General features: G+C 72.8%; 21 protein-coding genes. 10 read left to right on the forward strand and 11 right to left on the reverse strand.

Annotated features, from left to right (window positions below):
- The first annotated feature begins 46 nt into the window (after positions 1 to 46).
- The 3 genes from AB0L00_RS34875 to AB0L00_RS34885 are packed head-to-tail and all read left to right on the forward strand — an operon-like array spanning position 47 to position 2,633.
- Entirely contained in the window at positions 47 to 370 is a 324-nt protein-coding gene (locus tag AB0L00_RS34875) for a lycopene cyclase domain-containing protein (protein ID WP_364441505.1), read from the forward strand.
- On the forward strand, positions 367 to 1,083 hold the full coding sequence (locus tag AB0L00_RS34880) for a class I SAM-dependent methyltransferase (protein ID WP_364441506.1): 717 nt from the start codon (positions 367 to 369) through the stop codon (positions 1,081 to 1,083). The genes AB0L00_RS34875 and AB0L00_RS34880 overlap by 4 nt, the downstream gene beginning before the upstream one ends.
- Positions 1,080 to 2,633, forward strand: coding sequence for an FAD-dependent oxidoreductase (locus AB0L00_RS34885; RefSeq protein WP_364441507.1), 1,554 nt, complete (start codon positions 1,080 to 1,082; stop codon positions 2,631 to 2,633). The genes AB0L00_RS34880 and AB0L00_RS34885 overlap by 4 nt, the downstream gene beginning before the upstream one ends.
- Here the strand turns inward: AB0L00_RS34885 and AB0L00_RS34890 are convergent.
- Positions 2,613 to 3,620 (reverse strand): DUF5914 domain-containing protein, encoded by a 1,008-nt coding sequence (locus tag AB0L00_RS34890; RefSeq protein WP_364441508.1) that lies wholly within the window; start codon positions 3,618 to 3,620, stop codon positions 2,613 to 2,615. The two genes, AB0L00_RS34885 and AB0L00_RS34890, sit on opposite strands and share 21 nt — an antisense overlap.
- Positions 3,621 to 3,837: 217 nt before the next feature.
- On the opposite strand from AB0L00_RS34890, the gene AB0L00_RS34895 reads away from it, so the two are divergent.
- The gene (locus tag AB0L00_RS34895) at positions 3,838 to 4,131 is read left to right on the forward strand and encodes a WhiB family transcriptional regulator (RefSeq protein ID WP_364441510.1); all 294 of its coding nucleotides are present in this window, start codon (positions 3,838 to 3,840) and stop codon (positions 4,129 to 4,131) included.
- A gap of 39 nt (positions 4,132 to 4,170) precedes the next feature.
- On the opposite strand, the gene AB0L00_RS34900 is transcribed toward AB0L00_RS34895, so the two are convergent.
- Entirely contained in the window at positions 4,171 to 4,608 is a 438-nt protein-coding gene (locus AB0L00_RS34900) for a DoxX family protein (RefSeq protein ID WP_364441512.1), read from the reverse strand.
- Between the two features lie 221 nt (positions 4,609 to 4,829).
- On the opposite strand from AB0L00_RS34900, the gene AB0L00_RS34905 reads away from it, so the two are divergent.
- Both AB0L00_RS34905 and AB0L00_RS34910 read left to right on the forward strand, forming a co-directional pair.
- Positions 4,830 to 5,165 carry a YciI family protein gene (locus tag AB0L00_RS34905; RefSeq protein WP_364441513.1) on the forward strand — a complete coding sequence of 112 codons (336 nt, stop codon included), beginning with the start codon at positions 4,830 to 4,832 and terminating at the stop codon, positions 5,163 to 5,165.
- Between the two features lie 136 nt (positions 5,166 to 5,301).
- Positions 5,302 to 6,582 carry an RNA polymerase sigma factor gene (locus tag AB0L00_RS34910; protein WP_364441514.1) on the forward strand — a complete coding sequence of 427 codons (1,281 nt, stop codon included), beginning with the start codon at positions 5,302 to 5,304 and terminating at the stop codon, positions 6,580 to 6,582.
- 26 nt (positions 6,583 to 6,608) lie between these two features.
- On the opposite strand, the gene AB0L00_RS34915 is transcribed toward AB0L00_RS34910, so the two are convergent.
- The 7 genes from AB0L00_RS34915 to AB0L00_RS34945 form a co-directional block, all read right to left on the reverse strand.
- On the reverse strand, positions 6,609 to 9,149 hold the full coding sequence (locus tag AB0L00_RS34915; protein ID WP_364441515.1) for an ATP-dependent Clp protease ATP-binding subunit: 2,541 nt from the start codon (positions 9,147 to 9,149) through the stop codon (positions 6,609 to 6,611).
- Between the two features lie 100 nt (positions 9,150 to 9,249).
- Entirely contained in the window at positions 9,250 to 9,513 is a 264-nt protein-coding gene (locus AB0L00_RS34920; protein ID WP_364441516.1) for a hypothetical protein, read from the reverse strand.
- Positions 9,500 to 11,539, reverse strand: a complete 2,040-nt coding sequence (locus tag AB0L00_RS34925; protein WP_364441518.1) for a xanthine dehydrogenase family protein molybdopterin-binding subunit — start codon at positions 11,537 to 11,539, stop codon at positions 9,500 to 9,502. Before AB0L00_RS34925 ends, AB0L00_RS34920 begins: the two co-directional genes overlap by 14 nt.
- Positions 11,536 to 12,507 (reverse strand): xanthine dehydrogenase family protein subunit M, encoded by a 972-nt coding sequence (locus AB0L00_RS34930; RefSeq protein ID WP_364441520.1) that lies wholly within the window; start codon positions 12,505 to 12,507, stop codon positions 11,536 to 11,538. The genes AB0L00_RS34925 and AB0L00_RS34930 overlap by 4 nt, the downstream gene beginning before the upstream one ends.
- Positions 12,504 to 12,995, reverse strand: coding sequence for a 2Fe-2S iron-sulfur cluster-binding protein (locus tag AB0L00_RS34935; RefSeq protein ID WP_364441521.1), 492 nt, complete (start codon positions 12,993 to 12,995; stop codon positions 12,504 to 12,506). The genes AB0L00_RS34930 and AB0L00_RS34935 overlap by 4 nt, the downstream gene beginning before the upstream one ends.
- 29 nt (positions 12,996 to 13,024) lie before the next feature.
- Positions 13,025 to 14,536 (reverse strand): MFS transporter, encoded by a 1,512-nt coding sequence (locus AB0L00_RS34940; RefSeq protein WP_364441522.1) that lies wholly within the window; start codon positions 14,534 to 14,536, stop codon positions 13,025 to 13,027.
- A 95-nt stretch (positions 14,537 to 14,631) separates the two neighbouring features.
- Positions 14,632 to 15,321 carry a hypothetical protein gene (locus AB0L00_RS34945; RefSeq protein ID WP_364441523.1) on the reverse strand — a complete coding sequence of 230 codons (690 nt, stop codon included), beginning with the start codon at positions 15,319 to 15,321 and terminating at the stop codon, positions 14,632 to 14,634.
- Between the two features lie 511 nt (positions 15,322 to 15,832).
- Here AB0L00_RS34945 and AB0L00_RS34950 point away from each other — a divergent pair.
- Positions 15,833 to 16,525 (forward strand): TetR/AcrR family transcriptional regulator, encoded by a 693-nt coding sequence (locus tag AB0L00_RS34950; RefSeq protein ID WP_364441524.1) that lies wholly within the window; start codon positions 15,833 to 15,835, stop codon positions 16,523 to 16,525.
- On the opposite strand, the gene AB0L00_RS34955 is transcribed toward AB0L00_RS34950, so the two are convergent.
- Positions 16,474 to 17,136, reverse strand: coding sequence for a TetR/AcrR family transcriptional regulator (locus AB0L00_RS34955; protein WP_364441525.1), 663 nt, complete (start codon positions 17,134 to 17,136; stop codon positions 16,474 to 16,476). The genes AB0L00_RS34950 and AB0L00_RS34955 overlap by 52 nt on opposite strands.
- A gap of 232 nt (positions 17,137 to 17,368) precedes the next feature.
- Here AB0L00_RS34955 and AB0L00_RS34960 point away from each other — a divergent pair, with 232 nt between their 5' ends.
- From AB0L00_RS34960 to AB0L00_RS34970, 3 genes are all read left to right on the forward strand, one after another.
- Positions 17,369 to 19,117, forward strand: a complete 1,749-nt coding sequence (locus tag AB0L00_RS34960) for a hypothetical protein (protein WP_364441526.1) — start codon at positions 17,369 to 17,371, stop codon at positions 19,115 to 19,117.
- Positions 19,118 to 19,250: 133 nt separating this feature from the next.
- Complete coding sequence (locus tag AB0L00_RS34965; RefSeq protein WP_345349915.1) at positions 19,251 to 19,844, forward strand: hypothetical protein; 594 nt, start codon at positions 19,251 to 19,253, stop codon at positions 19,842 to 19,844.
- Between the two features lie 165 nt (positions 19,845 to 20,009).
- Complete coding sequence (locus tag AB0L00_RS34970) at positions 20,010 to 21,905, forward strand: hypothetical protein (RefSeq protein ID WP_364441527.1); 1,896 nt, start codon at positions 20,010 to 20,012, stop codon at positions 21,903 to 21,905.
- Between the two features lie 159 nt (positions 21,906 to 22,064).
- On the opposite strand, the gene AB0L00_RS34975 is transcribed toward AB0L00_RS34970, so the two are convergent.
- On the reverse strand, positions 22,065 to 23,102 hold the full coding sequence (locus AB0L00_RS34975; protein WP_364441528.1) for a zinc-binding dehydrogenase: 1,038 nt from the start codon (positions 23,100 to 23,102) through the stop codon (positions 22,065 to 22,067).
- Positions 23,103 to 23,129: the final 27 nt, after the last annotated feature.

Here is a 23,129-nt window from a genome sequence, read left to right on the forward strand (position 1 = left end):
TCGACGGCACAACCCCTCTGGTCACTCCTCCGACGAAGGAGGTTCCATGACCGAGTTGGGGTACACGGTGCCGGCGCTCCTGTCGGTCCCCGCCGTCGTCGCCCTCGAACGCTGGTGGCTGCGTACCGGCCTCTTCCGTCGCCCGGCCTACTGGCTGACGATGCTGATCGTCTTCGGCTTCCAGGTCGTCGTCGACGGAAGTCTGACGCGGCTGCCGGCACCCGTCGTCGGGTACGACCCGCGCGGGATCACCGGGCTGCGCTTCCCCTTCGACATCCCCGTCGAGGACTTCCTGTTCGGGTTCGCCCTCGTCACCGCCACCCTGCTCGCCTGGGAGCGCCGGCGGCCGGACGAGACGGCCGGCCGATGACCGGCGGGCGGCTGCCGCGGAGCGGCGTCCCCGCGGCCTTCGACCGCCACGCGGCGGCGTACGACCGGCTCGTCGGCGCGAACCCCGGGTACCACGCCGACCTGCGCCGCGCCGCCCGCGCGTTCGCCCTGCCGGCGGACGGAGCGGGGGCGCGGCTCCTCGACGTCGGCTGCGGCACCGGGGCCTCCACCGCCGCGCTCCTCGCGACCGCTCCCCGGGCCGAGATCGTCGGTGTCGACGCCTCACCCGGGATGCTCGCCCGAGCCCGCGCCAAGCCGTGGCCCGCCACCGTACGGTTCGTCGAGAGCCCGGCCCAGGACCTGGCCGCCGAGGATCTCGGCGGGCCGTTCGACGGCGTCTTCGCGGCCTACCTCCTCCGCAACCTCCCCGCCCGCGACGCGGCGCCGGCGGCGCTGCGCTCCCTGCTGCGTCCCGGAGGAGTCCTCGTCGTCCATGACTACGCGCTGCGCGACGGGCCGCTCGCGCGGCTGGTGTGGCACGCCGTCTGCTGGGGCGTGATCATCCCGGCCGGCCGCCTGCTGGCGGGGGACGCGGGCCTGTACCGCTATCTGTGGCGCAGCGCGCTGGACTTCGACTCCCCGGAAGGGCTCGCCGACCGGCTCCGCCACGCGGGATTCACCGGCGTCCGGGTCCGTACGGCCGGCGGCTGGCAGCGCGGCATCGTGCACACCTTCCGCGCGGAGGCGCCGTGAGCGACAGCGGGGATCGCAGGCGGGTGCACCATCCGCCGCCGCCCGGACGCCCGCACGCGGACGGGCTCGCGGAGCGGCCGCGCGTCGTCGTGGTCGGGGGCGGCATCGCCGGGCTGACCGCCGCGACCGCGCTCGCCGAGCGCGGCGTCACCGTCGAGCTGTACGAACGCGAGAACCACCTCGGCGGGCGGGCCGGCGGCTGGACCGAGACGCTGCCCGACGGCACCCGGGTCGGCATGAGCCGGGGCTTTCACGCGTTCTTCCGCCAGTACTACAACCTCCGCGCCCTGCTGCGCCGGACCGATCCGCACCTCGACCGGCTGACGGCGCTGCCGGACTACCCGCTCGTCGACGGAGCGGGGCGCACCGACACGTTCCGCGGCCTGCCCACCGCCCCGCCCTGGAACGCCGTCGCCTTCGCCCTCCGCAGCCCGACCTTCAGGGCCCGAGACCTGCTGCGCCTGAACGCCCGCGCGGCACTCCCGCTCATGAACGTCACCGTGCCCGGCACGTACCGGCGGCTCGATCACCTGGACGCCGCCGCGTTCCTGGCCCGGTTGCGCTTCCCGGCCGCCGCCCGGCACCTGGCGTTCGACGTGTTCTCGCGCAGCTTCTTCGCCCCGCCGGAGCGGCTGTCCGCCGCCGAGCTGGCGGTCATGTTCCACCTGTACTTCCTCGGCTCGGCCGAGGGCCTGCTGTTCGACGTCCCCCGCCGCCCGCTCGCGGACCTGTGGGCGGCGGCGGGCCGTCACCTGGCGCACCTGGGCGCGGAGATCCACACCGGCACCCCGGTCGACGCCGTCCGTCCCCGGCCGAACGGCTTCGCCGTGGAGACCCGGCGCCGCAGCCGCCACGCGGACGCGGTCGTCCTGGCCCTCGACGTCCCCGGCCTGCGCGCTCTCGTCGCCGCGTCACCCGGGCTCGGCGACCCGGAGTGGCGGGGCCGCGTCGCCGCCCAGGCCACCGCGCCGCCGTACCTCGTCCGCCGCCTGTGGCTCGACCGGCCCGTCGCGGCGGACCGGCCGGCGTTCCTGGCGACCGGCGGGCTCCCGCCGCTGGACAACATCAGCGTGCTGAACCACTACGACGAGGAGGCCGCGTCCTGGGCCCGCGCGACCGGCGGGTCGGTCGTCGAGCTGCACGCGTACGCGGTGACCGCGGCACGCGAGGCGGCCGCCGCGCGCCTGCTGCGCCGCCTGTACCGGATCTATCCGGAGACCGAAGGCGCCCGGGTCGTCGGCGACGTGACCGAGTGGCGGCAGGACTGCCCGCTCTTCGCGCCCGGCACGTTCTCCCGGCGGCCGACCGTGGACGGACCGGTGCCGGGGCTGGTCCTGGCCGGCGACGGCATCCGCGTCGACCTGCCCGTCGCGCTGATGGAACGCGCCGCCACCACCGGCTGGCACGCCGCGAACCGGCTGCTGTCCCGCTGGGGCCTGACGGGACATCCGCTGACCACCGTCCCGCTGCGCGGCCGCGTGGCCGTGCTCCGCCGCCTCGCCGACCTGGCCCCGCGTGCCGGCCGCGGGTCAGGAGGTTCCGGTGCGTAGGGCGTAGCGGCGTTCGGCGTAGGCCAGGTCGTCGCGCCACAGCCGCGTCGCCGCGCGGCGCATCATCGGTCGCACCACCGGTGCCGCCAGCCGCGCGACCGCGAACCCAGGGCGCTCCGAGGTGGCGATCGTCGCCTCGATCACCGCGGTGCGCGGGCGGCCGTCCCGGCCGGGCCCGAGCGGAGTCGCGTGCGTCTCGACCACGCTGCCGACGCCTTCACCCTCGACGATGCGCATCACCACCGTACGAGGCTCCGGGCAGGTGAACTCCGCCAGCACCGGAACGCCCAGGCGCGGCCCAGCCCGGTAGGTGACCTCGACCAGGAAGCGGTCCTCCGCATCCCCGGCGCCGACCGCCGGGGCGTGCGTCACGCGCAGCCGGGTGAAGGAGTAGGGGTGGAACCAGGCGCCGTGCCACGGGTCGAGCCGGTTGGCGACCACGTCCTCCGGCTCGCACACGCCGACCGCCCGGATCACCGCGTGCAGGCTGCGCGCCGCCCGGGGCCGGGCGGGCAGCACCGGCAGGGGCGACGGCTCCTCACCGGCCTGGTCGAGCCGGACCCACGTCAGGACGCCGTCGTCGTGGCAGGGCAGCGGCCGCCACCCCGCCCCGCCGTCCGGTGGGAGCCGCAGCCCGTGCCACCGGCACACCAGGTCGCCGCAGACGATCCGGCCGCGGGCCAGCGGCGCGCCCAGGTGCGGACACGCGCCGGGCCCGGCCACCACCGCTCCGGCGCCGTCGCGCCAGGCGACCAGTTCCCTGCCGAGGACGCGGAATCCCCGTGGCCGGTCCGCTCGCACGTCACGGCTGGCCGCGACGGCGAACCAGTTTCCGGAGGGGCGCGCCCGCGCCCGCTTCAGCGCCGCCTTGATCACCGCCGCGTCGGCCTGGCCGACGGTCGGCTCCTGCTCGGCCCAGCGGGTCTTCGGTCGCGACCGCACCGGCCACCGCGCCGGCCGTCGTCCCTGGTCATCGCGGCCCGCCACCCGTCCTCCTCCGGCCGAGTCGTCCCCGGCCGTACCTGCCCGCGCGGTACCGGGTCCAACCTGGCACTTACCACTCAGTGATAGATGCCTTACTCCAGGTGTCGCCGTGTGTGAGTCCGGATGGGGCGGGAAAGGGGGCGGTCTCAGCCAGGCGGCGGCCACGACCGCCGACGAATCTTCATGTTCCGAAACCGCCCAAACACTGTTGGGACCCCTCATGCTTTTCGACGTCACGTGGATGAACCGCGCAGAGTGCCAGAAGGTCGACCCGGAGCTCTTCTTCCCGATCGGGAACGGGAGACTGACTCCGCACCAGGTCGCCGAGGCGCGGGCGGTCTGCGGACGGTGCCCGGTGAGCTCGGACTGCCTGCGCTACTCCCTGGAGACCGCCCAGGGCCACGGCGTCTGGGGCGGCGCCGACGAGGAGGAGCGCCGGACCATGCGCTCCCGCGCCCAGCGGCGAGGGCCGGTCGGCGCGGCCCGGCAGGGGCACGGCCGACCGGCCCGGTGAGGGTGGCTCCCACCGACTCGTCGTGCGGGGCCGTCTTCTTCAGCGCCTGAACAGGGCGGCCGGGGAGGCGGCCTGCGCCATGCGCCCCCGGGCGATCACCGCGAACAGCACGCCGAACACCGCCGGGAGCGCCGCGAAGGCGGGCACCAGGACGAACACCTGCGTGATGATCGCGCCGATCATCAGGCCGATCAGACCGAGCGCGGCCCAGGCGGCGAGCCGGGGGAGGAGCAGGCCGATCGCGCCGGCGGCCTCGACCACGCCGGTGACGTACCGGAACCACTGACCCCAGCCGATCTTCGCGAACGTCTCCACCGCGTCCCGCTGGCCCGCGAACTTGGGCGCGGCCGAGGCGATCAGCAGGAACGCGGCCAGCAGGATCTGGATCGTCCACAGCGTGATGCTCAGGGCGCGCCCGCCGGTCGTGCGCGAAGCGGCGATCGTACGGGCGGTGGCGGTGGTGTCGGTGGCGAGCATGGCGTCTTCCTTCCGGTGAACTGTGACGGCGTCTTCCCGGCCGCTGCTCACGCGTCGAACGGCGACCCGCCGGATCGACACCTGACTCAAAGATTTTTCGGAGAACAATCTGTTCTGGACGTGTCGATCCGGCCGGGGACCGTTCGACGCGTTGGCAGAGGCGCCCAAGAGGGCGGCCGGTTCGTCCGGCGCCACCTCCGGAGAAGAAGGAGATCACGACGATGCGGTTCCTCATGATGACCAAGGACCAGTCGGCGGGCGGGCCGCCGGACGAGAAGCTCATGGTCGAGATGGGCAAGTTCATCGACGAGATGACCCGTGCGGGCGTACTGCTGGCGACCGGCGGGCTGAACCCCGAGGGCGTCTACATCAAGTCCGAGGGCGGAAAGATCACCGTGACCGACGGGCCCTTCACCGAGGCGAAGGAGGCGGTCGTCGGCTTCGCGCTCATCGAGGTCCGCTCGAAGGAGGAGGCCATCGAGCTGTCCAAGCGGTTCTGGCAGATCGTCGGTGACGGCGAGGGCGAGATCCGCGAGATCTTCGGCCCGCCGCAGTAACCCCGGAAGCCTCTGGAAGAAGGAGACACGGCCCCGGCGACCGCGAGTCGCCGGGGCCGTGTCGGTTCACGTCCGCGCGTCGTACGGCGTCGCGTCGGGTTGCGCGCGGCCGGACCCCGGTGCTCTGATCGGCTGCGTGACGACATCGGATGTGCACCGGACGATCGACGCGATCTGGCGGCTGGAGTCGGCGCGGATCATCGCCGGCCTCACCCGGATGATGCGTGACGTCGGCGTCGCCGAGGAGCTCGCGCAGGACGCGCTCGTCGCCGCCCTCGAACAGTGGCCGGAGGACGGCGTCCCGGACAACCCGGGCGCCTGGCTCATGGCCACCGCCAAGCACCGGGCGATCGACCGCATCCGCAGGGAGAAGCGGTTCGAGCTGAAGCAGCAGGAGATCGGCCGTGATCTCGAGACGCGTCAGGACCCGACCGACGCCGAGCTGGAGGCCGCGCTCGAGGAGGACCTGGGCGACGACCTGCTGCGCCTCATGTTCATCTCGTGCCATCCGGTGCTGTCCACGGAGGCGCGGGTGGCGCTCACGCTCCGGCTGCTGGGCGGGCTGACCACCGATGAGATCGCGCGCGCGTTCCTCGTCCCCGAGGCGACCGTCGCCCAGCGGATCGTCCGGGCCAAACGGACGCTCGCCAAGAAGAAGGTCCCGTTCGAGGTGCCTCCGGAGGCCGAGCGGGCCGCTCGCCTGTCCTCCGTCCTGGAGGTCCTCTACCTCGTGTTCAACGAGGGGTACTCCGCGACGGCCGGAGACGACTGGACGCGTCCGGCGCTCTGCCAGGAGGCCCTGCGGCTCGGCCGGGTCCTCGCCGAGCTGACGCCCCAGGAGGCGGAGGTCCACGGCCTCGTCGCGCTGATGGAGATCCAGGCCTCTCGCCTGCGCGCGCGGGTGGGCCCGTCCGGGGAGCCGATCCAGCTCCTCGACCAGGACCGCGCCCGGTGGGACCACCTGCTCATCCGCCGCGGGTTCGCGGCGCTGCTGCGGGCCGAGAAGGCCGGCGGGGGGATCGGCCCGTACATGCTGCAGGCCGCGATCGCCGCCTGCCACGCCCAGGCGCCGACCGCGGAGGACACCGACTGGGCGCGCATCGCCACCCTCTACGAGGCGCTCGGGACGGTCACGCCGTCCCCCGTCGTCGAGCTGAACCGCGCGGTCGCGGTCGCCATGGCGTACGGCCCGGAGCAGGGCCTCGGCATCGTCGACGGGCTCGCCGAGGAGCCGGCCCTGCGCGACTACCACCTGCTGCCGAGCGTGCGGGGTGACCTCCTGGCCCGGCTCGGCCGGTCGGCGGAGGCCCGCGCGGAGTTCGAGCGCGCCGCGTCGCTGACCCGCAACGACCGGGAGCGCACGCTGCTCCTGGACCGGGCCGCCGCCTGCGACGAAACGGCCACGGCGGCCGACTGACCGCCTCCAACGCCGGATACGCCGGCTCAGGCCGGTCGGTGGGCCGGGGCGCTCGTCGGGTCGCCGCTCGCGTTCCGCACCGAGAACTCGAGCCGGTCGTCGTGGACGGTCACCCGGACGTCGTCGCCGGGGCCCAGCCGGCCGCCCAGCAGCATGCTGGACAGGCGGTTGTCGATCTCTCGCTGGATCGTGCGCCGCAGCGGCCGCGCGCCGAACTCCGGCTGGTGGCCCCGGCGCGCGAGCCAGTCCACCGCCTCCTTGGTGAACTCGATCGACAGGTTCTGCGCGCGCAGGCGGCGCCGGGTCTCGTCCAGCAGCAGGTCCGTGATCCGCCGCAGTTGCTCGGCGTCGAGGCGGCGGAAGACGATGATCTCGTCGACGCGGTTCAGGAACTCCGGGCGGAACGCCTCGCGCAGCCGCCGCATGACCCGGTCGCGCAGCGACGTGTCCTCCGTGCCGCCCGCGTCGGAGAAGCCGGTGGCCAGCCCGCCGGTGCCGATCACGTCGGAGCCGAGGTTGCTGGTCATGATGATGACGGTGTTGCGGAAGTCGACCGTACGGCCCTGGGCGTCGGTGAGGCGCCCGTCGTCGAGCAGTTGCAGCAGGACGTTGAAGAGGTCCGGGTGCGCCTTCTCGATCTCGTCCAGCAGCACCACCGAGTACGGGCGGCGGCGTACGGCCTCGGTGAGCTGGCCGGCCTCCTCGTAACCGACGTAGCCGGGCGGCGCGCCGGTGAGCCGGCTGACCATGTGGCGCTCCTGGAACTCGCTCATGTCGAAGCGCACCATCCGGTCCTGGCTGCCGAACAGGGCCTCGGCCAGCGCGCGGGCCAGCTCCGTCTTGCCGACGCCGGTCGGCCCCAGGAACAGGAAGCTGCCGATGGGCCGGTTCGGGTCGCCGAGACCCGCGCGGGAGCGGCGGACCGCCTCGGCGACCGCGGCGACCGCCTCGTCCTGGCCGACGACCCGCTGGTGCAGGTGCTCCTCGAGGCGGAGCAGGCGTTCGCGTTCCTCCACGGTGAGCTGGGCGACCGGGATGCCGGTGATCCGCGAGACGACCTCGGCGATGTCCTCGGCGGTGACCTCGGGCACCGTCGCGGCCTCATCGTCCTCGCCGGTCGTGGCGGCGACGCGATCCTCGAGCTCGACGATCTGGTCGCGGAGGGCGGCGGCCTTCTCGTACTTCTCGTCCGCGACGGCCTGGTCCTTCTCCCGGCGGCGATGGTCCAGCTCCTCCTCGAGGCGCCGTACGTCGCGGCCGGGGGTCGTCGTGCGCAGCCGGACACGGGCGCCGGCCTGGTCGATGAGGTCGATCGCCTTGTCCGGCAGGAACCGGTCGGTGAGGTACCGGCCGGCCAGGTCGACCGCCGCGGTCAGCGCCTCGTCGGTGAACCGCACCTGGTGGTGGGCCTCGTAGCGGTCCCGCAGCCCGCAGAGGATCTCGACGGAGTCCTCGGGGCTCGGCTCGGGCACGAGGATCGGCTGGAAGCGGCGTTCGAGCGCGGCATCCTTCTCGATGTTCTTGCGGTACTCGTCCACGGTCGTCGCGCCGATGACGTGCAGCTCGCCGCGCGCCAGGGCGGGCTTGAGCATGTTCCCGGCGCTCATGCCGCCCTCGGCGCCACCGGCCGTCACCATCGTGTGGATCTCGTCGATGAACACGAGGATCTCGCCGGCGTGCGTGCTGATCTCCTCGACGACTTTCTTCAGCCGCTCCTCGAAGTCGCCGCGGAAGCGGGTCCCGGCCACCAGCCCGGCCAGGTCGAGCTGGATCAGGCGCTTGCCGCGCAACGTCTCCGGCACCTCGCCCTCGACGACGCGCTCGGCGATGCCCTCGACGATCGCGGTCTTGCCCACCCCGGGATCGCCGATCAAAACCGGGTTGTTCTTCGTACGCCGGGACAGCACCTCGATGGTCTGCTCGATCTCCTCGTCGCGGCCCACGACGGGGTCGACCTTGCCCTCGGCGGCCATCGCGCTGAGGTCGCGTCCGAACTGGTCCAGGGTGGGCGTGTCGGACGGCGGATGCGCGGCGGGGCCGCCGGGCGTGCTCCCGATCGCCGACCGCAGGGACTCCGGCGTGATCCGCGCGGCCAGGAGCAGGCGGCCGGCCGCCGACTCGGGATTGGCCGCGAGCGCGAACAGGATGTGCTCCGGGCCGATGTAGGAGGACTCCAGGGCACGGGAGATCTGGTGGGCGTCCAGCAGCGCCCGCTTGGCGGAGGGCGTGAGCCGCGCGGACAGGTCCTCGCGGGCCGGGCCGCGCCGGACGTGCTCCGCGGCCTGCCGGGCGAGCGTCTCCGGGTCGGCGCCGGCACGGTCCAGCAGGTGCCGGGTCACGTCCTGACGGGTCGTCGCCCACAGCAGGTGGTCGGTGTCCAGGTCGGGGCCGCCCCACTCGGCCGCCTTGACGGCGGCGTCGCGGACGAGCTCCCGGGCGCCCTCGGTCATGAACCGCGCGATGTTGACGCGGTTCGTGGGCCGCCGGGGCGCACCCGCCCCGAAGAATCGGGCCAGGAACTCCTCGAACTGGTCCGACTCTCCGTTCTCGTTCCGTCCTTCGGACATCTCACCCTCCTCACCAGGCGTACCCCGGCGTGCGCTTTCCCCTGCTCGCGCGACCCCTACCCGAGGCGGGGATCCAAAACGTGCACCCGTCGGCCGACGGTCAGCGGTAGTCCTCGTCGACATCGGCGCGGGCGGTGGCCTGCTGTTCGAGGACGTCGGCCTCGTTGGCGTCGAGCGGAAGCTCCTCGCCGGGCGGCGGCTCCGTGGAGCCCTCCTCCTCTTCCCCGGCGGTATCGAGGCGCTGCTCGATGAAGTCGGCCTCGGGCTCCTCGATGCCCGGTGTCTCGTCCGGTATCGGATCGGAGTGGACGACCTCCTCCGGGTTCGCCGGCTGGCCCCGGTTCGGAAGATCACGTTCGGTCATGGAGGCTCCTCACGAGCTTGGCGGGAGTGATGGGCAGGTCACGGACGCGCCGGCCCGTGGCGTGGAAGACGGCGTTGGCGATGGCCGCGGCGGTACCGACGATGCCGATCTCCCCGATGCCCTTCGCGCCCATCGGATTGAGGTATGGATCGTCCTCGTCGATCCAGGCGACCTCGATGTCGGGCACGTCGGCGCAGGCGGCGACGTGGTACTGCGCGAGGTCGTCGGTGAGGAAGTCGCCGAACCGCTCGTCGACGACGGTCTCCTCCAGCAGCGCCATGCCGAGGCCCATGGTCATGCCGCCGATCAACTGCGAGCGGGCGAGGTCCAGGTCGATGATCCGCCCGGCGGCGAAGACGCCGAGCAGGCGCGGGACGCGTACCTCACCGGTGTCCGTGTCGACCCGGACCTCGGCGAACTGCGCGCCGAACGCGTGCCGGGCCAGCTCCGAGTCGCTCTCGACGTCCTCGGTGGTGTCGGCGGTCCCGTGCTCGCCGTTCTTCAGCAGCGCCTCGCAGGCCTTGACGACGGCCGACCCCCAGGAGGCGGTGCCCATCGACCCGCCCGCCACCGGGGCCCGCGGCAGGGCGCTGTCGCCGACCTCGACGCGCACCCGGTCCGGCGACACGCCGAGGGTGTGCGCCGCGATGCGGGTCAGGGCGGTACGGGCGCCGGTGCCGATGTCGGCGGCGGCGATCCGGACCGCGAACCCGCCGTTCTCGATGGTGACGCTCGCCTCGGCCGGGCGGCGCTTGGAGGGATAGGTGGAGGCGGCGACGCCGGTGCCGACGAGCCACCGGCCGTCCCTGCGGACGCCCGGTTCCCGGTCCTCGGGATCCCAGCCGAAGCGGCGGGCGCCCTCGCGCAGGCACGCGACCAGGTTCCGGGAGCTGAACGGCAGCCCGCTCTCGGGCTCGGTGTCCGGCTCGTTGACGACGCGCAGCTCGATGGGGTCCATCCCGGCGGCGTGCGCGAGTTCGTCCACGGCCGACTCGAGCGCGTACATGCCGGGGCACTCCCCGGGCGCGCGCATCCACGACGGCGTCGGCACGTCGAGCCGGACCAGCCGGTGCGTCGTGCGCATCGCGGGCGTCGCGTACATGACCCTCGTCGGCGTCGCGGTCTGCTCGGCGAACTCGGTGACCGTGGAGGTCTGCTCGATCACGTCGTGCGCCACGGCGGTGAGCCGCCCCGCGCCGTCGGCGCCCAGCCGCAGCCGCTGGATCGTCGGCGTTCGGTATCCGGTGACGTCGAACATCTGCTGGCGCGTCACCGCGATCTTGACGGGCCGGCGTACGGCCCGGGCGGCGAGCGCGGCCAGGATCGCGGGCGGCCGGGTGGTGCCCTTGCTGCCGAACCCGCCGCCGACGTGCGGGGCGACCACCCGGACCCGCTCGGCGGGCAGGCCGAGGACCGCCGCGATCGTGTCCCGGTCGGCGGACGCGCCCTGGGTGGAGTCGTACACCGTCAGTTCGCCGTCGTCGTCCCAGACGGCGAGGGCGGCGTGCGGCTCGATCGGGTTGTTGTGCAGGGCGGGCGTCGTGTAGGTCGCGTCGACCGTGACCGCCGCGTTCGCCAGCCCGGCGGCCAGGTCGCCGTACCCGGTGTCGGTCGGCAGGGCCGGGTTGACCTTCTCCGGGCGGTACCGGGCCGGGTGGTCCGGGCGCAGCCGCACGTCGTGCGGCTCGGCGTCGTACTCGATCCGCAGCGCCTCCCCGGCGGCGCGGGCGATCTCCAGCGTCTCGGCCACCACCAGGGCGACGATCTGCCCGTGGTAGGCGACCGTACGGTCCTGGAAGAACCGCAGCTGCGGCTCGGCGTCCTCGGCGAGATCCGGGGGATCGTCGCTGGACAGCACGGCCAGCACGCCGGGCGTCGCCAGCGCCGCCGCGGCGTCGACCGACCGGATCCGCCCCCGCGCGATGGTCGACTGGACGGCGTGGGCGTACGCGACGTCCGGGGCGGTGTACTCGTACGCGTACGTCGCCCGTCCGGTCACCTTCTCCAGGCCCTCGACGCGATTCATGGGACGAGCTCCAGAAGTGTGCGGACGATGAGGTTGCGGGCCAGCGGCACCTTGTAGCCGTTGTGCGGCAACGGCCGGGCTTGGTCGAGCTCCGCGTCGGCGGCCCGTACGAACTCCTCCTCGCGGGCCGGCGCGCCGCGCAGCGCCTCCTCGGCGCGGCGGGCCCGCCAGGGCGCGTGGGCGACGCCGCCGAGCGCGATTCGGCAGTCGCGCACGGTTCCATCCTCGGCCATGTCGAGCACCGCGGCGATGGAGACCAGCGCGAAGGCGAACGACGCGCGCTCGCGCACCTTGTGGAAGTGCGAGCCCCCGGGCGGGGGCGGCGGCAGCTCCACCGCCGTGATCAGGTCGCCGGGCTCCAGCACGGTGTCGCGGTGCGGCTCGTCGCCCGGCAGCCGGTGCAGCCCCGGCATGGGGATCGTCCGGTCGCCGCCCGGCCCCGTGACGAGGACCCGCGCCTCGAGGGCCGTGAGGGCCACCGCCAGGTCCGACGGATGGGTGGCCACGCACTGGTCCGAGTACCCGAGGATGGCCAGGTTGCGGTGGTCGCCGTCGATCGCCGGGCAGCCCGAGCCCGGGTCGCGCTTGTTGCACGGCTTGGAAACGTCCTGGAAGTACGGGCACCGGGTCCGCTGCAGCAGGTTGCCGGCGACGGTGGCCATGTTGCGGACCTGACCGGACGCCCCGGCCAGCACGGACCGCGTCAGCATCGGGTAGCGCGCGCGGACGGCGGGGTGCAGCGCGAGGTCGGTGTTGCGCACCGCGCCGCCCACGCGCAGGCCGCCGTCGGCCTCCTCGATCCGGTCGTACGGGAGGCGGCTGACGTCGACGAGCCGGTCCGGCCGGGCGACGCCGAGTCGCATGAGGTCGACGAGGTTGGTGCCGCCGCCGAGGTACATGGTGCCGGGCCGGTAGGCGCCGACCGCCTCGGTCGCGTCATGGGCCAGTGCGTACTCGAACGGCTTCACCCGGCCACGTCCTGGATCGCGGCGACGATGTTGACGTAGGCGCCGCACCGGCACAGGTTGCCGCTCATGCGCTCGCGGATCTCCTCGGGGGTGAGCGGGGGATCGGCGGTGAGGTCCGCGGTGATCACGCTCGGCCCCGTCTCGGCGGGCAGCCCGGCCGCGGAGCAGAGCTGGCCGGGCGTGCAGTACCCGCACTGGAACGCGTCCCGGGCGAGGAACGCGGCCTGCAGCGGGTGCAGGCCGTCCCCGTCGGCCAGCCCCTCGACCGTCGTGATCTCGGCGCCGTCCTGCGCGACGGCCAGGGCGAGGCAGGCGTTGGCCCGCCGCCCGTCGATCAGCACCGTGCAGGCGCCGCACTGCCCGTGATCGCAGCCCTTCTTCGTGCCGGTGAGGCCGAGGTGTTCGCGCAGCAGATCCAGCAGCGAGACGCGGTTGTCGACGACCACGGAGCGCGGTTCGCCGTTCACTCGGAGGTAGATCTCCGTCATGCGCGCTGCCCTACCCGGGACTTTCCTCGCTAACCGCGCGTGACCGGGTGGCCGTGCGCGTGGTCGCGGTCCGCGTGGTGACGTGCGTGGCGGCCCGGGTGGTGCACCGCACGCCGCCCCGTGAGCAGGTCGGCGAACGCGGCGAGCAGCGCGGCGACCACGAAGGCCAGGATGACGAACAGCCCGTGCTGGAACGCCACCGCCCAGCCGCCGCGCGTGCCGCGCACCGCCGCGAAGAACACCGCCCCGACCGCCGCGATGCCGACCGCCGTGCCGATCCGCTGGCCGGTCTGCAGGACGCCCGCGGCGCTGCCGCCGCCTTCGGGCGGCACCTCCGAGAGAGTGATCGTCTGGTTGGGCGCGATCACCAGGCCGCTGCCGAGCCCCGCCACGAGGAACGGCGCCGCGGTGGCCAGGGCCACCTGCCGGCCGGAGTCGAAGTGCACGGCGAGGAGCACGCCCGCAAGCCCGACCCCGACGAGCACGAGACCGACCGCCACGAGCGGCCGGCCGAACCGCGAGACGATCCGGCCGCCGACGGCGGCCGCGGCGCCGGACCCGACCGCGAACGGCGTGATCGCCAGCCCGGCCTCGAGCGCGCTGTAGCGCAGGCCGTTCTGCAGGTACAGCGTGAAGATGAAGAAGACGGCGGTGAACCCCGCGAAGTACAGCAGCGCGATCGTCGAGCCCAGCGCGTACGAGCGGCGACGGAACAGGCCGAGGTCGATCATCGGCTCGCGGTGCCGCCGCTCCCACCACAGGAAGGCCGCCAGCAGTACGGCGGCGGCGGGCACCAGCAGCCATTTGCCGCTGCCGTGCCACTGCTCCTCCTGGACGAACGGGAGCAGCAGGGCCACCACGCCGATGCCCAGGAGCAGGACGCCGATCGGGTCCAGGCTCTGCGGACGGTTCGCCCGGCTCGGCGCCGGCAGCAGCCGCCAGGCGAGCGGCAGCGCGATCAGCCCGACCGGGACGTTGACGTAGAACACCCACCGCCAGCCCTCCTGCGCCCCGGCGAGCGCGATGATCGCGCCGCCGAGGATGGGGCCCGCCGCGGTGGCGATGCCGATCGTGGCCCCGAGGGCCCCGAACGCCCGGCCCCGATCCGGCCCCCGGAACATCACCTGGATCAGGCCCGCGATCTGCGGGTTCAGCATGCCGCCCGCCACACCCTGGACGAGTCGGGCGGCGACCAGCCAGGCGATGTTCTGCGCGATGCCGGCGGCGGCGCTGGCCAGGGTGAACACGACCAGGCCGGCCATGAAGACCGCCCGGCGGCTGCGCGCGTCGCCGAGCCGCCCGGAGGGGACCAGGATGAGCCCGAACGTCAGGGCGTACCCGCTGAGGATCCACTGCAGTCCGTCCGGAGACGCGTGCAGGCCGGTGCGGATGGACGGCAGCGCGACGTTGACGATGCTGACGTCGAGGAGGGTCATGAAGGCCGCGACGAGGCAGATCGACAGCGCCTGCCAGCGGTGTCGCACGGAACGCTCGGTGTCGTCAGGGCGTTCAGGGTGATCGGGGGAGGCTTCCGTCCGCATGAGGCTGCTGTGCTCCGGACAGATCCGTCCAAACCCCTACATGGTCGCCGGGTGAGGGCCGGGCGGAGAACCGGCCCTCACTCGTCCGCCTTTCGTCAGCCGAATGAGACCGAGTAACTGTTGGCCGTGAAATTCAGGCCGCCGCTCGAGGACGTTATCTCGAACCCGAACTGCACGTTTCCGACCGTGATGTCGCCGAACCAGCCGGCGCTTCTGATCCAGTTGAGCACGGCGCGGACGTCGACGCTCCCGGACGAGGTATTGCCCGAGCGGACGAACGAGAAGACCTGGTTGGAGCCGTTGCTGCCCTTGTAGACGCTCCACGTGTGCCCGCCGACGGACACGCTCGTCTGGTAGGAGCCGAGCGGCCCGACGGCACCGGTCTTGTTCATCCACAGCATGATCTCGTAGGCGTTGTCGCTCGACCAGACGTCGTAGGCCGACTCGTACGCCCCGGCCCCGGGCACCGTGACGTTGAAGCCGCTCTTCAGCGAGCTCAACGAGCTCAGTGACCTGCCGACGTACTTCGTGACGTTGGGATAGGACTTCACGCCGCCGGTGTTCGGGTGGTTCGCCCAGACGCCCCAGTTGCTGTAGGAGCTGGCCCAGATGGTCTGCGGGCCGGCGCCGCCGCCCCAGACGTCGTTGTAGAGGGTGTACCCGCCGTTGGACCAGGTGGCCCACTGGTCGGAGGACGACCAGGTCGCGGCCCGGGCCGTGCCGGACCACAATGCGCACACCAGTGTCAGGGCCAATGCGGGCACCGAGAATCGTGCCGTTTTCATTCGATGACCTCTCTGTCGAATAAGTGTCGAAGCGCTTCGACGTTAATTCGACGGGAACGGGGAAGAGGAAACCGCGGTGCCCCACACGATAGAAGCCGGATTGCGGCCGTGCAACGGCTGCTTTACAGGCGTGTTATCGCGCTGTTTCGAATAGTGTGACGGCGCCTTCGTCTCGGAGATCGATCGCGTCGGCGTGCAGGCCGTCGGTGACGTCCCGACCGCGACAGGGGCGCTCCGGCCGCGCGATGGTATGCGGTGCGCCCGAGAATGGACGAAACCGCGTGTCCCGACCGGGCCGGGCCGGGACCTCGTGCGTTCCCGTGGCGCGGAAGGTAGCCTTTCGGCTTCGAGGCCCCCAAGTAGTGTGAGCCGGACGGTAGGTGACGACCGGCTTCCCCGGTTCACGGAGAAACGCGCGGATTTCATGGCGAGGCAGTCCGAACGGCCGGCGGCGACCGGTCAAGCGCCACCCCTTTCGGCGGCGACCGGTCCGGCTCCGGCCCTCCCGGCGGTGACCGGCGCGGAGCCGGCCATCCCCGGATCACGCTCCGCCCGGGAGCCCGGCCGGGCCATCAAGCCGGGGCGGCACGGGCTGCCGCCGGAGACCGTCGCCGACATCCAGCGGGACCGGCTCATCGACGGTTTCGTCCAGGTGGTCGCCGAACACGGCTACCCGCGTACGACGATCAGCAAGATCACCGAAGCCGCCGGGGTGACGAAGAAGACGTTCTACGTCCACTTCACCGAGATGGACGACTGCTGCCTCGCGGCGTACCAGCGAGGCACCGGCATCCTCCTCGACCGGATGGCGCACGCGTACCACGCCGCGCCCTCCTGGCCGGAGGGCATCCGGGGCGGATTGCGGGCCATGCTGGAGCTGCTGGCCGCCGAGCCCCGGTTCGCCCGGTTCGCCCTGGTCGAGGTCAACGCGGCCGGCCCCCGGCTGCGCAAGGCGCGGATCGAGCACCTCGCGCGCTTCCGTAAGTTCTTCACCGACCCGGCGTACGACCTTCCGTCCCTGCCCACGGTCGTCATCGACGCCATCATCGGCGGGATCTATGGAGCGGTCTACGCGGCGGTGGAGGCGGGGGAGGGCGACCGCCTGCCGGAGATGCTGCCGTCTCTGGTCTACTTCGCGTCACTGCCCCTCGGTCACGAGGAGGCGGCGGCCCAGCTGGACGCTGACGATCGGCCCTCGCGGTAGAACGCCAGCAGGAAGTCGGTGAGCGGGTCCGCCAGGTCGGGGAGTTCGGCGGTCCGGTCGCTCTCCACGTGGTTGTAGACCATCGTGTAGACCCCGCCGATGATGGCGTTCCGGATCTCGTCCGGGATCCGCGGGATGCCGGGTCCGCCGAGGAACGACCGGAACCTCGCCAGGAACGCCAGCCGCGCCCGGCGCACCCGCGGGCCCGCCATGCTCGCGTCGATGACGGACATCCGGGCGAACGCCGGGTCGGCGGCCGCCAGCTCGAGGGCCGCCCGTAACCCGGCGCGGACCGCCGCGGGCCATGACGACTCCGCCCGGTAGGCGGTCTCGGTCCGGGCCAGCAGGACGCGCGTGCCGCGCTCGTACGCCGCCAGGAAGCACTCCTCGAGGTCGGCGAAGTGGGCGTGGAAGTCGCCGGCGGGCAGTCCGGCCGTGGCCGTCACCTCTTCGGCCGTCGTCCGCGCGAATCCGCGCTCGGCCACCACGGCGACGAGCGCGTCCATCAGCCGTGCCCGCCGGTCCGCGTCCGCCGGCCGTGTTCGGCGCGGCGTGGCGGTGTCCGCATTCGGTCCGCCCGAGCGTTCGCGCTCCGAGGCTCCGTCGCGCATGGGTGACCTCCCGTCGGTGGCCCCGTCATCAGGCTGTCTACCGCCTGCCGGTGCACGCGTAAATGGCGGCCGGGCCCCCGGTTCGGTGCGGCGGCGGCCGGATCCGGCCGTTGGCCCGGCCGTGGTTGACATGAGACACCGTACGGTTTCTATTTGCAGGAAGCTCGTTTGTTACCGACAAGTTTCGTACCGCAAATCGTCCTCGGGGGATGAGTCCCAAGGAGGCGGTGGCATGCGCCATCGTGGATCCAGAGCGGGAGCGGTCCTGCTGGCCGCACTCGCCGTGGCACTCCCGTACCTTCCCGCGGAGGCCGCCGCGGGAACGGTCACCGAGTTCTCGGCGAGCATCCCCGACAGCACCCCGCTGGGCCTGACGGCCGGGCCGGCCGGCAGCGTGTGGTTCACCGAGCACGCGCAGGGCCTCGGTCGCGTCGACGCCCTCGGCGCGGTGAAGGAGTTCCCCGTCCCGGCGAACTCACAGCACCACGTGGCCGTTCCCGAAGGGGCCGCGACCGCGTCGGACGGCACGGTGTGGGTCACCGACGCGTCCACGGTCGTGCCGCGCGTCGGGAAGGTCAACTCCACGACCGGCGCGGTGACCGCGTACGAGGTGCCGACCACCGGCGACGTGAGCTTCGCGGGCGGCCAGCTCACCGACATCACGGCCGGTCCGGACGGCGCCATGTGGTTCGCCGGCGGTCCGTCCAGCGCGGTCGGCCGGATCACCTCCTCCGGCGCCGTCACCGCGTACGCCACCGTCGGCCTGTCGCCGTACGCGATCACCACGGGCCCCGACAAGGCGCTGTGGTTCACCGACACGAACGGCGGGTCGATCGGCCGACTCGATCCGGCGACGGGGAACGTCACCACCTACTCGCCCGACTCGGCGGGGTCGGGCAACCCGGCGGCCGGCGGGATCACGGCCGGCCCGGACGGCGCGGTCTGGTTCACCGAGCCCGGCGTCGGCAAGATCGGCCGGATCGTCCCCGGCACGGGTGCCATCACCGAGTACGCGGTGCCGACCGCGAACTCCGCTCCTGAGGGCATCACCGCCGGCCCGGACGGCAACCTGTGGTTCACCGAGGCCGCGGCCGGCAACGTCGGCAAGATCGTGCCCGCGTCCAAGAAGATCTCCGAGTTCCCGCTGCCGAACGCTCTGGCGGCGCCCATGCGCATCGTCAAGGGGTCCGGAAGCACGCTGTGGTTCACCGAGGCGGGCACGGGCGCCGTCGGCCGGCTGAACCCCTCAACGCCGCCCTCCGGCTCGCCGCACGCCGCCGCCCCGCCGCTCGTCAACGGCATCAATCCCCGCGTCGCCGCGTCCTTCCAGGGGCGCTGCCCGACCTCCGCGATCATCTGCCAGACCCAGATCACGACGGGCGGCAGCGTGAAGATCGGTGGCTTCAGCCAGACGATGCCGCCCGGCGCGCTGCGCGTCACCGGCTACGTCACCTCGCTGGGCTCCGGCTCGGCGACCCTGCAGCCGCCGCTGACCGGCTCGGAGCTGGAGTCCGTCCCGGTCGACGTGCCGGGAGGCATCATCGGCACCCTGCCGCTCATCGGCCCGATCCTCGGCATGACCCCGGCGGCGATGCTGCCGTTCAACAAGCTCACGATCACCCAGTCGCTGGCCGGACCGGTGACCGTCGGATTCGGCCCCAGCGGCCTGCAGGCCACCGCGACGCTGAACATCCAGCTCAACAACCAGTTGCTCGGCACGAGCTGCGTCATCGGGCCGATCACCGCGAGCCTGGCGCCGGCCGACCAGTCCGGTGGCTCGACGCACGACCCGCAGCTCGGCTGGCAGCCCCTGAACGTCGAGATCAAGGACGACACCCTGTCCGTGCCCAAGGCCCACGGCTGCGGCCTCGGCGGAATCCTCGACGGGGTCATCAACTCGACCATGGGCCTGCCGTCGGCCTCCGGAAACAGCCTCGACCTGCCCGCGATTCTCAGCGTCGGCGCGGGGGCGCATTCCTGAGCCGCTTCCCAAGCCACGGAAGGAGGTCGTCACCCCCCGCACCGCACCGTCCCGCTGTCCCGACAACCCGCCACCACCCGCAACACCCGAGACCGGTGACGCCGGTCCCGGCCCCCTCACGAGAGGTACGCACATGATCTCCAGAACGGCGAAGCTCGCCGCGACCGTCACCGGGGCGGGTGCCCTGGTCGCCATGATGGGCGGCGTCGCCTACGCGGCGGGCGTCAGCCCGACCAACACCGCGATCACCGCCACCAGCAGCAGCGTGAAGTTCGCCGGCACCCTGTCCGGTCTGTCCTTCTCGGTGACCTGCACCGGCTCGACCATCAAGTTCACGACCCCGGCGTCGGGCTACGGCCCGGTCAACATCAGCCCGGACCCGACCTTCACCGGCTGCACCGACAACTTCGGCGGCACGGCCACGATCACGGCGAACCACACGAACGGCAGCTGGACGCTGCTGGCCATCGCCAGCCCGACGTCGGTCAAGATCACGATTCCCAAGGCGGGTGTGACGGTCTCGACGACGACGCTGCCCGGCTGCGTCGTGACGGGCGCCCCGACCGCCGCGGCGCCGATCACGGCGAGCTACAACAACACGACCGGCAAGGCGACGTTCACCAACGCGAGCGTGCCGTTCTCCGGGAACGCCGCCTGCGGCACGATCAGCCCGACCGGCACCGCGACCGGCGTCTACACCACGAGCCCGACGGTCACGATCACCTGACGTACGCGACCGAGGGACCAGCACGAGCAGGGGCCGCCTCCGGGCGGCCCCTGTCACTCCCGTACCGCCTGGTGACCGGAACCGGACGGGCGGCACTGATCGGCTTGACGTGAAACACCCGTGGGTTTCTAGTGGCCCACTATGAAGATCCTAGGAGGCGATGGCATGCGCCATCGTGGTGTGCGCGCGGGGGTCCTCGCGTCGGCGGCCCTGCTCGGCGCGGTCGGCCTCAGCCCGGCCTCGCCCGCCGGTGCCGCCGCCGGCGTGACCGAGGTCGGACTGCCCGTGCCCGACGTCACCCCGGCGGGCCTGGCCGCGGGCCCGAACGGCAGCGTCTGGTTCGCCGAGAACGCCGGTGGAGTCGGAAAGATCGACTCGGCCGGCAAGGTCACGGAGTACGCCCTGCCCGCAAACTCACAGAAGACGCGGGGCGCGGCCGACGGGATGACCGCCGGGCCGGGCGGCCGGCTGTGGTTCACCGACTCCTCCGTCGACGTCCCCCGGGTCGGCTATGTCGATCCGGCGACCGGGAAGACGACCCTGTTCGAGGTGCCCACCACCGGCGACGTCAACTTCGCGGGCGGCAGGCTGACCGACATCGTCGCCGGTCCCGGCGGCGCGATGTGGTTCGGCGGGGGCGCGGCGCCGGCCATCGGCCGGATCACCTCCTCGGGCACCGTCACCGTGTACGCCACCGCCGGCGCGGCCGTGTACGGCCTCGCAGCGGGCCCGGACGGCGCGGTCTGGTACACCGGCACCGACGGATCCATCGGCCGGCTCGACCCGGCGACCGGCGCGGTCACCACCTATAACCCGCCGTCCGCGGGCAGCGGCTCGCCGTCCCTCGGCGGGATCGTCACGGGCCCCGACGGCGCCCTGTGGTTCACCGAGCCCGGCGTCGGGATGATCGGCCGGCTCGACCCGGCGACCGGCGGCATCGACGAGTACCCGGTGAACACCGCCGACTCGGCGCCCATCGGCATCACCGTGGGCCCGGACAAGCAGATCTGGTTCACCGAGGCCGCCGCCAGCAACATCGGCAGCGTCGACCCCGGCTCCGGTGCCGTCACCGAGTACCCGCTGCCCGCCACGCTGTCCGCGCCGATGCGGATCGCGTCCGGTCCGGGCAACCGGCTGTGGTTCACCGAGTCCGGCAAGGGGGCCGTCGGCAGCCTCGATCCGGCCGCGCCGCCGACCGGATCGCCGCACCCCGCCGTCCCGGCGGTGGCGCACGGCAGCATGCCCCAGGTCGCCGCGAAGTTCCAGGCCCAGTGCCCGCAGAACCACGCCTGCCAGACCCAGGTCACCTCCGGCGGCAGCGTGAAGATCGGCAGCTTCGCCCTGACCCTGCCGCCGAACGCGATCCGCGTCACCGGCTACATCTCCTCCCTCGGCCCGGGCAGCGTCCTCAACCCACCGGTCATGGGGGACCAGTTCGTGTCGCAGCCGGTCGAGGTGCCCGGCGGCCTGATCGGACAGCTGCCGCTGGTCGGCCCGGTGCTGGGCAAGACCCCGGCGGCGTTGCTGCCGGTCAACCGGCTCACCGTGACGCAGACGCTGGCCGCGCCGATCACCGTCCAGCTCGGTCCGGGCGGCATCGAGGCGACCGCGAAGCTGAACGTCCACCTCAACAACCCGTTGCTCGGCTCCAACTGCGTCATCGGCCCGATCACCGCGAGCCTGACCCCGACGATCCTCGTCCCGGGCGGGGCCGGCGACCCGGACCTGGGCTGGACGCCCTACCCCGTGCAGATCAACAACAAGATCGCGGTGCCCGCAGCCAAGGGGTGCGGCCCCGCCTCGATCCTCGACGGCGTCATCAACCAGATGATGGGCCTGCCGTCGAGCTCGGCGAACAACTCCATGAACCTGACCGGCGTCATGAGCCTGGGCGTCGGCGTCAACCCGGCGGACACCCCGGCGGTGCGGTCCACCGCGTCCCCGTCGGTGCTGTCGAAGCTCGTCGCGGGACTGCGCCCGCAGCCGAAGGCCAAGAAGGCCGCCGCGAAGCGCGTCAAGGCCCCGAAGAAGGTGACGGTCAAGCTGAAGGCCCGGCACTGACGGTCCGCTCGTGGGACGCCGGGCCGCAGGACCGGCGCCCCACCGGCTCCGGGGCGCCGGCCGGGCCGCTGCGGAGCCCGGCGGCTCCTTTCGAACTCCGGCCCGGCCAGATCGGTTACCTTGATCCCGAGATGGCTTCAATGTCCGATTGGACAGGTGTCAGGGGACGAGGATGAGACGGATCGGGTCGCCGCTCTTGTTCTCCAGCCGGTCGACCGCGTCGGCGGCGTCGGCCAGCGGGATGTGGTCGGTGATGGAGGGAGCCAGGTCGAGGCGTCCGCTCGCGGTCAGCCGGACGAGTTCGGTGACGGACTCGGGGTGGCCGCCGTAGTGACCGCGCACCTGCTTGCACAGGTAGTTGAAGGTCAGGCCTTCGGTGATGGTGAGCGGCTTGGGCGTGATGCCGACCAGGATGAGGGCGCCGCCCAGGCCGAGCACGGCGGCGGCCTGCTCGCGGACCGCCGGCACGCCGGCGCAGTCGAAGGCGAAGTCCAGGCCTCGCCCGGCGGTGGCCGCGCGGATCTGCTCGGCGAAGTCCGGGCCGGCCGGGTCCAGGGCCAGGTCGGCGCCGAAGGCCAGAGCGCGCTCCCGCGCGCTGGGCAGCGGGTCGACGGCGATGATCGGCGCGGCGCCGACCAGGCGGGCGAGGCGCACGTTGTGCGCGCCTACTCCGCCCACGCCCCAGACGCCCACGGACTGGGCGGGGCGGACGCCTGCGGTGGCGACGACGGCGGAGTAGGGGGTGGAGACCGCGTCGGGAATGATCGCGGCCTGGTCGAAGGGGAGCTGGTCAGGGATGGGGATGAGGGTGTCCTCGCGGGCGATGGCGTACTCGGCCCAACCGCCGTCGTAGTCGATTCCCCGGGTACGGACCTGGTTGCACGGACGGCGGCGCGCGCAGTCATGGCACTGGTCGCAGCTCTGCCCGGCCTCCAGGGTTACGCGGGCGCCGACGGTCAAACCCCGCTTGAGGCCGGGGCCGAGCGTGTGGATCACGCCGGAGACCTCATGGCCCACGGTGATCACGCCAGAGGTGGCGAACAGCGGGAGAAGGGTGCCGTCGATGAGGTGGACGTCCGACAGGCACACGCCTGCGGCCTTGACCTGGATGAGTACCTCGCCCGGGCCGGGCACGGGAATGGGAACCTCCTCCACGACGAATCTCCTGCCATCGAGGTGGAAACGTCCGGCGAGCATGGTGTCCATGGTGACGCGCTTTCTGTG

This window comes from Actinoallomurus sp. NPDC052308 (assembly GCF_040679195.1).
Classification (GTDB): domain Bacteria; phylum Actinomycetota; class Actinomycetes; order Streptosporangiales; family Streptosporangiaceae; genus Actinoallomurus; species Actinoallomurus liliacearum.